Here is a 13,936-nt window from a genome sequence, read left to right as displayed (position 1 = left end):
AGCTCCCACAGGTAAGTCACTGTCCTTGAGAGAGGGGTGCCATCGCTGTGGGAGCTGGCTTGCCAGCGAAGGCCGCAACGCGGCCCGGCTTCACAAGGTTTTGGACGCCCCGGGATTGATCATCCGCGACAACCCCAGGTTCTTCAGCGCCAATTGCAGCGAACTGTGGATAACCTGCGGGTTGTCGATGCCCATGGCCTGCTCCAGCAACTCCCTGGACTTGCTCATGCTGATCTGGCGCAGCATCCATTTCACCTTCGGCAAGTTGGTGGCGTTCATCGACAGGCTGTCGAAGCCCATCGCCATCAGCAGTACCGCCGCCGCCGGGTCACCGGCCATCTCGCCGCAGATGCTCACCGGCTTGCCCTCGGCATGCGCCGCGGTCACCACATGTTGCAAGGCTTGCAGCACCGCCGGGTGCAGGTAGTCGTAGAGGTCGGCGACGCGCGGGTTGTTGCGGTCCACCGCCAGCAGGTATTGCGTCAGGTCGTTGGAGCCCACCGACAGGAAGTCGACCATGCGCGCCAGCTCGCGGGTCTGGTACACCGCCGCCGGAATCTCGATCATCACCCCCACCGGCGGCATCGGCACGTCGGTGCCCTCGTCGCGCACCTCGCCCCAGGCCCGGTGAATCAGGTGCAAGGCTTCTTCAAGCTCGTGGATCCCGGAAATCATCGGCAGCAGAATGCGCAGGTTGTTCAGGCCTTCGCTGGCCTTGAGCATGGCGCGGGTCTGCACCAGGAAGATCTCCGGGTGGTCCAGCGTCACGCGGATACCGCGCCAACCCAGGAACGGGTTGTCCTCCTTGATCGGGAAGTACGACAGCGCCTTGTCGCCACCAATGTCCAGGCTGCGCATGGTCACCGGCAACGGGTGGAAGGCGGCCAACTGCTCGCGATAGATCGCCAACTGCTCCTTTTCGCTGGGGAAGCGCTGGTTGATCATGAACGGCACTTCGGTGCGGTACAGCCCCACCCCTTCGGCGCCGCGCTGCTGCGCCCGCGCCACATCGGCCAGCAGGCCGGTGTTGACCCACAGCGGCATGCGGTAGCCGTCGAGGGTCTCGCACGGCAGCTCGCGCAGGGCGTCCAGGCCCTGGGCCAGTTGGCGTTCTTCCTCGACCACTTCGGTGTAGTGCTTGCGCAACACGTCGCTGGGGTTGGTGTAGACGTCGCCCTTGTAGCCGTCGACGATCATCTGGATGCCGTCGACCTTCGAATACGGCAGGTCGACCAGGCCCATCACCGTCGGGATGCCCATGGCGCGCGCCAGGATCGCCACGTGCGAGTTGCCCGAACCGAGTACCGACACCAGTCCCACCAGCTTGCCTTCGGGCACTTCGCCGAGCATGGCCGGGGTCAGCTCTTCGCTGATCAGGATGGAGTTGTCGGGGTACACCAGGGTCAGCTGGCGGGCTTCCTGCAGGTAGGCCAGCAGGCGCCGACCGAGGTCTTTCACGTCGGAGGCGCGCTCACGCAGGTAGGCGTCGTCCATCAGTTCAAAGCGGTTGACGTGCTCGCCCACCACCTGGCGCAAGGCGCCCTGGGCCCACTGGCCGGTCTTGATGACCTCGACCACCTCGCCGCCCAGGGCGACGTCTTCGAGCATCATCAGGTACACGTCGAACAAGGCGCGCTCTTCTGGGCGCAGTTGGGTGGCGAGCTTGGCCGAGAGGTTGCGCATGTCGCTGCGCACGCCTTCGAGGGCGTTGTTGAACAGTTTGAGTTCGGCCTCGATGTCGGTGACAGTCTTGTCCGGCACCACGTCCAGGTCGGCCGGCGGCAGCATCACCACCGCAGTACCCACCGCCGCACCCGGCGAGCCGGGCACGCCGACAAACTTGGCTTCCTGGATGCCCTTGCCCTGGCGCCCCAGCCCACGAATCGAACCGGTGGCCTCGGCATGCGCGATAACCCCGGCCAACTGGGCGCTCATGGTCACCAGGAAGGCTTCTTCGCCCTCGTCGAACTGGCGACGTTCTTTCTGCTGGATGACCAGCACACCGACCACGCGGCGGTGGTGGATGATCGGCGCACCGAGGAAGGAGGCGAAGCGCTCCTCGCCGGTTTCGGCAAAGTAGCGGTAGCGCGGGTGATCGGCGGCGTTTTCGAGGTTAAGCGGCTCTTCGCGGGTGCCCACCAGGCCGACCAGGCCTTCGTTGGGGGCCATGCTGACCTTGCCGATGGAGCGCTTGTTCAGGCCTTCGGTGGCCATCAATACGAAACGGTTGCTCTCGGGGTCGAGCAGGTAGACGGAACAGACCTGGCTGCCCATGGCCTCTTTGACGCGCAAGACAATGATCCCCAACGCCGTCTTGAGATCCTTGGCGGAGTTAACTTCCTGGACGATCTTGCGCAGCGTATTGAGCATGGCTCGGGGTCGAACTCCGTCGTCAGTCGCGCGCCAGCAGGCGCGGGGCAAGCTCTTTGAGAGCGCGGCGGTAAACCTCGCGCTTGAATGTCACCACCTGGCCCAACGGATACCAATAGCTGACCCAGCGCCAACCATCGAATTCCGGTTTACCGGTCAAATCCATCCGCACCCGCTGCTCGTTGGAGACCAGGCGCAGGAGAAACCACTTCTGCTTCTGGCCGATGCACAGCGGTTGGCTGTGGGTACGCACCAGGCGTTGGGGTAAACGATAACGCAACCAGCCACGGGTGCAGGCAAGAATTTCAACATCCTGCCGCTCCAGGCCCACTTCTTCGTTCAGCTCGCGGTACAAGGCATCTTCCGGCGTCTCTTCGGGGTTGATCCCCCCCTGGGGAAACTGCCAGGCATCCTGGTTGATCCGCCGAGCCCATAGCACCTGCCCGAGATCATTGGTCAGAATGATCCCGACATTGGGGCGAAAACCATCGGGGTCGATCACGGCAGCAACCTCGCAAACGCATGTCGGGGCATTGTTCCACAAAGCCTGCAACGCCAGCAACGCGCCGCTCCACCTTATGTGCACGGTTGGCAAAAGTCCGTATTCTGTGGGCCTTTTCAGATGTTATGCGAGTGACTTCAATGCGCCTGGCTTTATTCGATCTGGACAACACCCTCCTTGGCGGCGACAGCGATCACGCCTGGGGCGATTACCTGTGCGAGCGCGGCATTCTGGACCCCATCGCCTACAAGAACCGCAACGATGAGTTCTACCAGGACTACCTGGCCGGCAAGCTGGACCTGAACGCCTACCTGGAATTCACCCTGGAGATCCTGGCCCGCACCGAGATGGCCCAACTCGACGAATGGCACCGCGACTTCATGCGCGACTGCATCGAGCCGATCGTGCTGCCCCAGGCGCTGGCGTTGCTGCAAAAGCACCGCGACGCGGGCGACAAGCTGGTGATCATCACCGCCACCAACCGTTTCGTCACCGGGCCGATTGCCACGCGCCTGGGCGTGGAGACCCTGCTGGCGACCGAATGCGAGATGGCCGACGGGCGCTACACCGGGCGTAGTACCGATGTACCGTGTTTCCGTGAAGGCAAGGTGACACGCCTGAACCGCTGGCTGCAAGAGAACGGCTTCACGCTGGAGGACAGCTACTTCTACAGCGATTCGATGAACGACCTGCCGCTACTGGAACAGGTGACGCATGCGGTGGCGGTGAATCCGGACCCGAACCTGCGGGCAGAAGCCGAGAAGCGTGGCTGGCCGGTAATCAGCCTGCGCGACTGAGAATCGTGCTGGGCCCTTCGCTGGCAAGCCAGCTCCCACAGGGACCGCGCCGCCTTCAAGATCGGCGCAATACCTGTAGGAGCCGGCCTTGCCGGCGAAGGCGTCAGACCGGTTTGGCGCCCATCAGCCCGGCAATCGCAATGAAGCACACGGCGCAGAACACCGCCAAGCCCAGCGTCACCTTGGGGTTACCGGTGCCCGGTGCGCTCCGCAACCGGTTCAAGCGCACACTCAGCCACACCCAGCAGAACGCTCCCACCGTGTAGAGCAGGCTCGACCCCAGCACCCAGGTCTGCCCCAGCGGCCAGCCCACCAGGTGCACCAGCCACCAGCCACTGAACGGCATGCTCAGCAGGCACACACCCATCAGCAACCAGGCAAACAGCAACGGCCGCTGCAGCACCCGCGTGTGCACCTGCGCATCACCGCGCCGCCGGGCCCGCCACAGCCACAGCGCCAGCCCCAGGGCACTGCCCAGCAGCAGCACGGTGCCCAGCACGTGAAGGGTTTTCAGGGTGGTCAGCAATTCCATGTTTGTTTATTCCTCGGGCTCTGCCCAACAGCGTAGCCGCTCAGCCCAGAAACAACCGGTACGCCGGGTTTTCGGTTTCATCCCAATACGGGTAGCCGATCTTGGCCAGTGCCGCTGGCACCAGGTGGCGCTCATCATCGGGCACCTGCAACCCGGCCACTACGCGACCATCGGCCGCGCCATGGTTGCGGTAGTGGAACATCGAGATGTTCCAGCGCCCGCCCAGCTTGTTGAGGAAGTTGAACAGCGCCCCAGGCCGCTCCGGGAACTCGAAGCGCAGCACCAGCTCGTCGCTGACCCGCGCCGCATGCCCGCCCACCATGTGACGGATGTGCAATTTGGCCAGCTCGTTGTCGGTCAGGTCGAGCACCGGGAAGCCCTGCTCGGCCAGGCTCTGCAGCAAGGCACTGCGCGGATCGGTGTCGGGGTGGGTCTGCACGCCGACAAAGATGTGCGCCTCGCCGTCGGCATGGTAGCGGTAGTTGAATTCGGTGATCTGGCGCTTGCCGATGGCCTCGCAGAACGCCTTGAAGCTGCCCGGTTTTTCCGCCAGGGTGACCGCGATGATGGCTTCGCGGCCCTCGCCCAGCTCGGCGCGCTCGGCCACGTGGCGCAGGCGGTCGAAGTTGACGTTGGCACCCGAGTCGATCGCCACCAGGGTCTGGCCGGTGACGCCGCGCAGCTCGACATACTTCTTGATCCCGGCCACGCCCAGCGCGCCGGCAGGTTCGGTAATCGAGCGGGTATCGTCGTAGATATCCTTGATCGCCGCACAGATCTCGTCGGTGCTGACGGTGATCACCTCATCGACGTGATCCTTGCAGATGTCAAAGGTGTGCTGGCCGATCTGCGCCACCGCCACGCCATCGGCGAACAGCCCCACTTGCCCCAGCACCACGCGCTCACCGGCAGCCATGGCCGCCTGCAGGCAGTTGGAGTCGTCCGGCTCGACGCCGATCACCTTGATTTCGGGGCGCAGGTATTTCACATAGGCCGCGATACCGGCGATCAATCCGCCGCCGCCGACCGGCACGAAGATCGCGTCCAGCGGGCCGGGGTGCTGGCGCAGGATCTCCATGGCCACGGTGCCCTGCCCGGCAATGGTGTGCGGGTCGTCATAGGGGTGGATGTAGACGAAGCCCTTTTCGTCCACCAGCTTGAGCGAGTAGGCCAGCGCCTCGGGGAACGAGTCGCCATGCAGCACCACCTTGCCACCGCGCGAGCGCACGCCTTCGACCTTGATCTCGGGGGTGGTCTTGGGCATCACGATGGTGGCCTTGATACCCAGCTCGCGCGCCGCCAGCGCCAGGCCCTGGGCATGGTTGCCGGCCGAGGCGGTGACCACGCCACGCGCCAGTTCTTCGGCGGTCAGTTGCGCCAGCTTGTTGTAGGCACCGCGGATCTTGAACGAGAACACCGGCTGCAGGTCTTCGCGCTTGAGCAGCACCTGGTTGCCGAGGCGCTTGCTCAGTTGGCCGGCGGCGTGCAACGGGGTTTCGACGGCGACGTCGTAAACGCGCGAGGTGAGGATCTTCTTGACGTACTGTTGGAGCATCGGGAACGCATCACTGGGCGGCTGGGCGGGGCCTCGGAGTCTACCGCAGCGCCCGGTCGGGCGACCACAGCCAGTCTGTGGTTTTAGCCGCTATACTACGCGCCCTCACGATACTCCTCCCCGCTTCGGAGCCCGCATGACCCAGGACCAACTCAAACAGGCCGTCGCCCAGGCGGCTGTCGATTTCATTCTGCCCAAGCTCGATGACAAGAGCATTGTCGGCGTGGGCACTGGCTCGACGGCCAACTGCTTTATCGATGCCCTGGCCCAGCACAAGGGCGCGTTCGACGGTGCGGTCGCCAGCTCCGAAGCCACTGCGGCACGCCTGAAAGGCCATGGTATTCCAGTGTACGAGCTTAATACCGTCAGCGACCTGGAGTTCTATGTCGACGGCGCCGACGAAAGCGACGAGCACCTGAACCTGATCAAGGGCGGCGGCGCGGCCCTGACCCGCGAGAAGATCGTTGCGGCCGTGGCCAAGACCTTCATCTGCATCGCCGACGCCAGCAAGCTGGTGCCGGTGCTGGGCGCCTTCCCGCTGCCGGTCGAAGTGATCCCGATGGCGCGCAGCCACGTGGCGCGCAGCTGGTGAAGCTGGGCGGCGACCCGGTGTACCGCGAAGGCGTGGTGACCGATAACGGCAACATTATCCTGGACGTGTTCAACCTGCAGATCACCAACCCGGTGGAGCTGGAAACCCAGATCAATGCGATCGTGGGCGTGGTCACCAACGGGCTGTTCGCGGCGCGGCCGGCGGATTTGCTGTTGCTGGGGACTGCGGACGGTGTGAAGACACTGAGCAAGTAATAAAGCCGGGCTGCCTTGCAGCCCTTCGCTGGCAAGCCAGCCCCCACAAGGATTTGCGGCGTACACGAAACCCTGTGGGAGCTGGCTTGCCAGCGAAGGTGGCTACTCGGTCTTCTTGAACACGTAGAACAGGTTCGGTTCACTCACCACATACAGCGTCCCGGCATCGTCCAGCGCGATCCCTTCGGCCTGCGGCACGCTGGCCTGCAACCCCGCAAACCCCTTGCGCAACGACAGGCTGCTGAGCGGCTTGCCCTTCACGTCCAGCTCCAGCACCAGCTTGGACTCATCCGACAGCGCCAGCAGATGCCCGCTGCGCTCATCGAACTGCAAGCTCGACAAGTCCCGCACGAACAACCGCGAATCACGCTTGCGGTCCTGTACCACGTGCACCGCATAGGGCTGCTCGGGGTTGTCATGCGGGAAGCCGTGCACCTCGTAGATCAGCATCGGGTCGCGCTCCTTGGCCACGAACAGGCGCTTGGCACCCGAATCGTACGCCAGGCCCTCGAAGCCCTTGTTGCCGTTCAGGCCGATACCCAGCGTGAGTTGCTCGGCGTCCTTGGCATCCAGGAACCGCGTCGCATCGCTCAGGCGCACCAGGATCAGGCGTTGCTCGCGCTCGTCGGTGATCACGAAGCTGCCCGGCCCCACATACTCCACCGCTTCCGGGTCGCCGAAGCCCACCAGCGGCACACGCCGCAGGATACGCCCATCCAGGGACAACTCGATCAGCTCGGGATTCTTGTTGGTGACGGTGTACAGGCTGCCACGGTCAGGGTCGAAGGTCAGCGCCGAAATGTCGGCACGCAGGCCCTCGACCGCACGCGCTTCGATCACCACCTTGTACTGCCCCAGCCCCATGCTCTGCTCGGCCGGCTGCCACCAGGCCTGCACGTTGAACCAGGCGCGCTCGAACAACCGGCGCTCCTGGCCCTTTACGCCGAGAAACCCCAGCACCAGCAGGGCGAGGAGCAGAACAATCAGGGTAAACGGACATGACGACGCATTCAGGAAGACTCGACAGGGTTCAGCCTGCATCTAAGCATGCCGAGCTGAATCAAAGCTTAATGCCACTATTGGCACTCAAGGTTTGCGAAAGCGATAGAACAGGTCGGGCTCACTCACGATATACAAGGTGCCGTGTTCGTCCATGGCCACGCCCTCGGCGCGTGGAATGCGCTTTTCGAGGCCGTTGAAACCGCCCAGCAAGGTCATGAAGCTGACCTGCTCGCCCTGCTCGTTGAGCTCCAGCAGCAGATTGGAGTCGGCCGACAGCACCAGCATGTGCCCGGTGCGCGGATCGATACCCAGCGCCGAGAGGTTGCGCAGGTCGAGTTCGTCATTGGGCAGTGGCTGCTTGTCGCCGGTCAGCGCCGAGCGGCCATCGGTGCTCCAGCTGAACAGCCGCGGCGGGCGCTCTTCGCCCAGCACGATGCGCTGCGCCGTGGGTCCCAGGCAATGGCCTCGAACGCCTTGTTCTGGTTGTCCGAGCGGCCCAGGTCGTACTGCGGGAAGTCAGCAATGTTCAGTGCCTGGGTGCTGTCATCGAGGCTGACCAGGGTCATCAGATGATCACGCTCGTCAACGATCGCCAGGCGCCCGTCAGCCAGCACCGCAACCCCCTCGGGGTTGCTCCAGCCCTTGAGCGGTATCTTGCGCAGCACCTCGCCGTCCAGGCTCAACTCCACCAGGAACGGGTGCTTGCCCATCACGGCGAACAGGGTCTTGCGTTGCGGGTCGTAGGCAAGGTCCGAGGCTTCATCCTCGGCCATGCCCGGCAGCACCTTGGCGTCGATATCGACCTTGTAGTCGGGCAACCAGATACTGGCCTGCTGCTCGCTCTGCGACTCGAAGCGCTCCTGCAACCACAACAGGCCGCGGTCGTCCCAGTGCATGGCCATGGCCACGCCATAGCCGATCACCACCGCGGTTACCAGCAGGGTCGACCAGCGCAACACGAAGTGGCGCTTGCGCGCAGGGGGGACCGAACCGCTGGGGGGATAAGGCGTTGCCATCGGGTGTTCCTGCTGTTTTTTCGCCAGATGATCACACGATTCCGGCACGTTCACGGGGGATGATCGGCAGACATTATCCGGATCATTTGTGAAAAAAACGGCAAAACCCGAGCATGAAGGTAGGTGAAGGTGGCAACCGGCCTGCGATTGCCACCGGGCCGATCAGCGCACCGCGCCTTCGAAACGGCTGACACCTGGCAGCTCCAGCACCAGCGTGTCGCCCGCGCTCAGCGGGCCGACACCGGCCGGGGTGCCGGTGAGGATCACGTCACCGGCCTGCAACGAGAACTGCGAGGCCATGTGCTGGATCATCGGCACGATCGGGTTGAGCATCAGCGCGCTGTTGCCGTCCTGGCGCACCTGGCCATTGATGGTCAGGCGGATGCCGATGTCGGCCAGGTCTTCAAAGCTGCTGCCGAGCACGAACGGCGTCAGGACACAGGCACCGTCGAAACACTTGGCGCGTTCCCACGGCAGGCCCTTGTCCTTGAGCTGCGATTGCAGGTCGCGCAGGGTCAGGTCCAGTGCCGGGGCGAAGCCGGAGATGGCGTCCAGCACTTCTTCCTCGGTCGGCGCAGGCGACAGCGACTTGCCCAGCAGCACGGCAATTTCCGCTTCGTAGTGCACCGCGCCGCGCTCGGCCGGGATCTTGAAGCCACCGTCCAGCGCCACCACGCAACTGCCCGGCTTGATGAACAGCAGCGGCTCGGACGGAATCGGGTTGTCCAGCTCTTTGGCGTGCTCGGCGTAGTTGCGCCCGATGCACACCACCTTGCCCAGCGGCAGGTGAGTGCGCGTACCGTCTACATACTGGTGCTGATAGTTCATTGCCGACTCCTGGAACGATGTTGTTGGCGCTACGACTGGGGTCACAGGGCGGGGAAGATCTTGCCCGGGTTCATGATCCCGTTCGGGTCGAACACCGCCTTCACCGCCTTCATGTACTCGATTTCGGCCGGCGAACGGCTGTAGCCAAGGTAATCACGCTTGGTCATGCCCACGCCATGCTCGGCCGAGATCGAGCCATTGTACTTCTGCACGGTTTCGAACACCTGCGTGTTCACCGTGGCACAGCGGGCGAAGAATTCGTCCTTGCTCATGTCATCGGGCTTGAGGATGTTCAGGTGCAGGTTGCCGTCACCGATGTGGCCGTACCACACCACTTCGAAATCTGGATAACGTTCGGCGACGATCGCGTCGATATCCTTCAGGAAAGCCGGTACTTTCGATACGGTAACCGAGATGTCGTTCTTGTACGGGGTCCAGTGCGAGATGGTCTCGGAGATGTACTCGCGCAGCTTCCACAGGTTCTGCAACTGCTGCTCGCTCTGGCTCATCACCCCGTCGATCACCCAGCCCTGCTCGACGCAGTGCTCAAAGGTGGCCAGGGCCTGGTTGGCAACCTCTTCGGTGCTGGCTTCGAACTCCAGCAATGCATAGAACGGGCATGGGGTGTCGAACGGTGCGGGCACATCGCCACGGCCGAGCACCTTGGCCAGGGCCTTGTCGGAGAGGAATTCGAAGGCGGTCAGGTCGAGCTTGTCGCGAAACGCGTGCAGCACCGGCATGATCGAGTCGAAGTCCGGGGTGCCCAGCACCATCGCGGTGAGGTTGTTCGGGGCACGGTCCAGGCGCATGGTGGCCTCGACCACGAAGCCCAGCGTGCCCTCGGCGCCAATGAACAGCTGGCGCAGGTCATAGCCGGTGGCGTTCTTGATCAGGTCCTTGTTCAGCTCCAGCAGGTCGCCCTTGCCAGTGACGACCTTGAGGCCAGCCACCCAGTTGCGGGTCATGCCGTAGCGAATCACCTTGATCCCGCCGGCATTGGTACCGATGTTGCCGCCAATCTGGCTGGAACCTGCCGAGGCGAAGTCGACCGGGTAGTACAGGCCCTGGTCTTCGGCAAAGGTCTGCAGCTGTTCGGTGATCACCCCCGGCTGGCACACCACACTGCGGTCGAACTCGTTGAACGCGAGTATCTGGTTCATGTAGTCGAACGCAACCACCACCTCGCCGTTGGCCGCCACCGCCGCGGCCGAGAGGCCCGTGCGCCCGCCAGACGGCACCAGTGCGACCTGGCGCTGGTTGGCCCAGCGCACGATGGCCTGCACCTGCTCGGTGCTCTTGGGGAACACGATGGCCAGCGGGGCCGGAGCGAAATGCTTGGTCCAGTCCTTGCCGTAGGCTTCGAGGGAAGCAGCATCGGTCAGCACCTTGCCAGGCTCAACCAGGGTCAACAGCTCATCTACCAGTGCACGATCGGTCATCAACAGAACTCTCGAACAATTCATAGTCACCCTGAGCACTCTTCACGTGCCAGGGATGGGCGTATCCGGGGGTGCCTATGCTAGCATACGCACCCCGCTGGTCGTGCTTAAGGCCGATACTGCGACAGCTTCACTTCCCTGCCATTTTTTCTCCGGGACACAGGTTTACGCAGATGAGCAAGACTTCTCTCGATAAGAGCAAGATCAAGTTCCTTCTCCTCGAAGGCGTCCACCAATCCGCCGTGGACGTCCTCAAGGCCGCCGGGTATAGCAACATCGAGTACCTCACCGGTTCCCTGCCGGATGCGCAATTGAAGGAAAAGATCGCTGATGCCCACTTCATCGGCATTCGTTCGCGCACCCAGCTGACCGAAGAAGTATTCGACTGCGCCAAGAAACTGGTCGCTGTCGGCTGTTTCTGCATCGGTACCAACCAGGTCGACCTGTCCGCCGCTCGCGAGCGCGGTATCGCGGTGTTCAACGCACCGTACTCCAACACCCGTTCGGTCGCCGAACTGGTGCTGGCCGAAGCGATCCTGCTGTTGCGCGGCATCCCCGAGAAGAACGCCTCCTGCCACCGTGGTGGCTGGATCAAGAGCGCGGCCAACTCCTTCGAGATCCGTGGCAAGAAGCTGGGCATCGTCGGCTATGGCTCGATCGGTACCCAGCTGTCGGTCCTGGCCGAAAGCCTGGGCATGCAGGTGTTCTTCTACGATCCGCTGACCAAGCTGCCACTGGGCAATGCGACCCAGGTCACCAGCCTGAACGAGCTGCTGGGCCTGGCCGACATCGTCTCGCTGCACGTGCCTGAGCTGCCCTCCACCCAGTGGATGATCGGCGAAAAAGAAATCCGCGCAATGAAGAAGGGCTCGATCCTGATCAACGCCGCCCGCGGCACCGTGGTCGAGCTGGATCACCTGGCTGCAGCGATCAAGGACAAGCACCTGATCGGCGCCGCCATCGACGTGTTCCCGGTCGAGCCGCGCTCCAACGACGAACAGTTCGAAAGCCCGCTGCGTGGCCTGGACAACGTGATCCTGACCCCGCACATCGGTGGTTCGACTGCCGAAGCCCAGGCCAACATCGGCCTGGAAGTGGCCGAGAAACTGGTCAAGTACAGCGACAACGGTACGTCCGTGTCGTCGGTCAACTTCCCTGAAGTGGCCCTGCCGGCGCACCCTGGCAAGCACCGCCTGCTGCACATCCACGAAAACATTCCGGGTGTGCTCAGCGAGATCAACAAAGTGTTCGCCGAGAACTCGATCAACATCTCCGGTCAGTTCCTGCAGACCAACGAGAAGGTCGGCTACGTGGTGATCGACGTCGATGCCGAGTACTCGGACCTGGCGCAAGAGAAGCTGCAGCACATCAAGGGCACCATCCGCTCGCGCGTGCTGTTCTAAACAGCTTCGCTGGCTTGCCAGCGAAGAATGCAGCACTGATTGCATGAAAAAGGCGACCCTGGGGTCGCCTTTTTCATGCCCGCGATTTACTTCACGGTCACGGTGATCTTCTGCGATTCGACGCTCGGCTTGAACGGCACATGGAACTTGTCGCCCAGCACCAGTTGCAGGGTGTGCTTGCCCGGCGCCAGGGTCAGCTGGGTTTCGGTCTGCGCCTTGCCGAAATGCAGCACCTGCGGCCCGGCGGGCAGCGGCTGGCCGTTTTCCGGCATCAGGCTGGTCGGCAATACCTGGTCGACGGCCGGCGCCTGGTCGACGTCCACCAGCAGGTGGTGATGGCCAGTATGCGGGGTTTGATCACCGGCCGGCTTGAGTTCCATGCCTTCGATGCCAAACTTGACGGTGAAGGTCTTGTCGACCGTCGCACCATCGGCCGGGGAAACAATGAACACCTTGGCATCCTTGGGCGGCGCCTGGCTGACCAGGCCTTCAGCGGCAGCCAGGGCGGATACGCCCATCAACAAGCCAGCAACGGCAGCACGCGAAAATAGGCTTTTCATTCACTTCTCCTGTGATTTACTTCGGTAATGCTTACCCCTGAATCCTGGGGCAACGGTTTACTACCATAGATCAATTGCGCCAAGGCAGGCTTGAAAAACGCCGCGGAAAAAACTTCCCGTGGCATCTAACATCCTTGGCCCCGTGCGGTCCTAGACACTGTTCGACAGCGACAGGTACAGAAAGTCGCAGCGACTGGATTTCACTGCCAAAGAAAAAGTAAGGGGCTTAGATGCGTTTGACCATTGGAGTAGTGCTTGCAGCCCTGCTCAGCCCGTTGGCACATGCCGAGTTGATTGACGAAGTGAATGATCGCAATGAACTGCGCATTGCAATCAACGCCGACTCGGCGAACAACGTGAAGCAGGACGGCCAATGGACTGGCTTCGAAATCGGGCTCGGCCAGGCCCTGGCCAACGAGCTGGACGTGAAGGTCGAGTTCGTCGCAGTCACCCAGGACGAACTGCTGGAAGGCGTGGAGAAAGGCAGCTACGACATTGCCCTGGACCAGATCACGCCCAGCGATGAACTCAAGCAGCGCCTGGACTTCAGCCAGCCCTATACCCAAGGCGCTGAGCAGTCGGCCTACGCGGTGCCCTTCCAGAAAGGCAACCCGGCCTTCGCAAGCGCCGTGAACAATGCCCTGCAGCGCATCAGGGAAGATGGCCGGCTGGCCGCGCTGGCACAACCGCGTACACCGCCTGCCGACGAGTCGACGCTGCACCGGCGCCCTAGCCTTCGAGCGCGGCCAGTGCCTGCACGGCCGCGTCGAGTTCCAGCTCACTGAACACCTGCACCCCGGCCTGGCGCAACAGCGCGGTGGTCACCCCCTCGCCCGCCACCTTGGTGCCGCTGAACGTGCCGTCATAGGTCAGCAGGTTGCCGCAGGACGGGCTACCTGACTTGAGCACGGCGATACCAATGCCATGGCGCTGCACCAGTGCCAGCGCCAGGCGTGCCCCCTGCACGAATGCCGGCGTGACGTCTTCGCCCTGCACCGTCACTACCTGCGCCTGACCGTCCAGCACGGCACGGCCCTGGCCGCCCGGGATCTCGGCGGCCGGGCGTGGCGTGGGCAAGCCGCCCGCCACTTCCGGGCACAGCGCGACCACGCGGCCTTCACGCTG

The 13,936-nt window shown here is 63.3% G+C and carries 12 protein-coding genes and 2 pseudogenes; 4 read left to right on the top strand and 10 right to left on the bottom strand.

Translation table 11 applies throughout. The features are described 5' to 3' along the window. Window positions 1-90 precede the first annotated feature (90 nt). Window positions 91-2,370, bottom strand: coding sequence for a phosphoenolpyruvate--protein phosphotransferase (ptsP, locus tag G3436_RS18860; RefSeq protein ID WP_163947987.1), 2,280 nt, complete (start codon window positions 2,368-2,370; stop codon window positions 91-93). A gap of 22 nt (window positions 2,371-2,392) precedes the next feature. Then, the gene (locus G3436_RS18855; RefSeq protein WP_043863449.1) at window positions 2,393-2,872 is read right to left on the bottom strand and encodes an RNA pyrophosphohydrolase; all 480 of its coding nucleotides are present in this window, start codon (window positions 2,870-2,872) and stop codon (window positions 2,393-2,395) included. A 140-nt stretch (window positions 2,873-3,012) separates the two neighbouring features. Here G3436_RS18855 and G3436_RS18850 point away from each other — a divergent pair, with 140 nt between their 5' ends. Beyond that, window positions 3,013-3,669 (top strand): histidinol-phosphatase, encoded by a 657-nt coding sequence (locus tag G3436_RS18850; RefSeq protein ID WP_163947984.1) that lies wholly within the window; start codon window positions 3,013-3,015, stop codon window positions 3,667-3,669. Between the two features lie 103 nt (window positions 3,670-3,772). Here the strand turns inward: G3436_RS18850 and G3436_RS18845 are convergent, their stop codons facing one another. Continuing rightward, on the bottom strand, window positions 3,773-4,201 hold the full coding sequence (locus G3436_RS18845) for a DUF2269 domain-containing protein (RefSeq protein ID WP_163947982.1): 429 nt from the start codon (window positions 4,199-4,201) through the stop codon (window positions 3,773-3,775). A gap of 40 nt (window positions 4,202-4,241) precedes the next feature. Next, on the bottom strand, window positions 4,242-5,756 hold the full coding sequence (gene ilvA, locus G3436_RS18840; protein ID WP_163947979.1) for a threonine ammonia-lyase, biosynthetic: 1,515 nt from the start codon (window positions 5,754-5,756) through the stop codon (window positions 4,242-4,244). A 136-nt stretch (window positions 5,757-5,892) separates the two neighbouring features. On the opposite strand from ilvA, the pseudogene rpiA reads away from it, so the two are divergent. Further along, window positions 5,893-6,563: pseudogene (gene rpiA / locus G3436_RS18835) on the top strand (ribose-5-phosphate isomerase RpiA). A 102-nt stretch (window positions 6,564-6,665) separates the two neighbouring features. Here rpiA and G3436_RS18830 read toward each other — a convergent pair. The 4 genes and pseudogenes from G3436_RS18830 to G3436_RS18815 form a co-directional block, all read right to left on the bottom strand. Then, window positions 6,666-7,604 carry an SdiA-regulated domain-containing protein gene (locus G3436_RS18830; RefSeq protein WP_163947976.1) on the bottom strand — a complete coding sequence of 313 codons (939 nt, stop codon included), beginning with the start codon at window positions 7,602-7,604 and terminating at the stop codon, window positions 6,666-6,668. 45 nt (window positions 7,605-7,649) lie between these two features. Beyond that, a pseudogene (locus G3436_RS18825) lies at window positions 7,650-8,338 on the bottom strand (SdiA-regulated domain-containing protein). 405 nt (window positions 8,339-8,743) lie between these two features. Then, entirely contained in the window at window positions 8,744-9,409 is a 666-nt protein-coding gene (locus tag G3436_RS18820; protein WP_163947973.1) for a fumarylacetoacetate hydrolase family protein, read from the bottom strand. Between the two features lie 41 nt (window positions 9,410-9,450). Then, window positions 9,451-10,848, bottom strand: a complete 1,398-nt coding sequence (locus G3436_RS18815) for an FAD-binding oxidoreductase (protein ID WP_163947970.1) — start codon at window positions 10,846-10,848, stop codon at window positions 9,451-9,453. 173 nt (window positions 10,849-11,021) lie between these two features. Between G3436_RS18815 and serA the strand changes: the two genes are divergently transcribed. Further along, a complete protein-coding gene (serA, locus tag G3436_RS18810) occupies window positions 11,022-12,251 on the top strand; it encodes a phosphoglycerate dehydrogenase (protein ID WP_163947967.1) in 1,230 nt (409 codons plus the stop codon). A gap of 86 nt (window positions 12,252-12,337) precedes the next feature. Here the strand turns inward: serA and G3436_RS18805 are convergent, their stop codons facing one another. Continuing rightward, window positions 12,338-12,811, bottom strand: coding sequence for a DUF4399 domain-containing protein (locus tag G3436_RS18805; protein ID WP_163947964.1), 474 nt, complete (start codon window positions 12,809-12,811; stop codon window positions 12,338-12,340). Window positions 12,812-13,041: 230 nt separating this feature from the next. On the opposite strand from G3436_RS18805, the gene G3436_RS18800 reads away from it, so the two are divergent. After that, window positions 13,042-13,596, top strand: a complete 555-nt coding sequence (locus tag G3436_RS18800; protein WP_163947961.1) for a transporter substrate-binding domain-containing protein — start codon at window positions 13,042-13,044, stop codon at window positions 13,594-13,596. On the opposite strand, the gene G3436_RS18795 is transcribed toward G3436_RS18800, so the two are convergent. Continuing rightward, window positions 13,541-13,936: 2-thiouracil desulfurase family protein (locus G3436_RS18795; RefSeq protein WP_163947958.1), on the bottom strand; the 396-nt coding region annotated here is incomplete at its 5' end. The genes G3436_RS18800 and G3436_RS18795 overlap by 56 nt on opposite strands.

The organism is Pseudomonas brassicae (assembly GCF_010671725.1).
In the GTDB taxonomy this organism is placed as follows: Bacteria; Pseudomonadota; Gammaproteobacteria; order Pseudomonadales; family Pseudomonadaceae; genus Aquipseudomonas; species Aquipseudomonas brassicae.
This window is presented reverse-complemented; position numbering and strand designations above follow the sequence as displayed.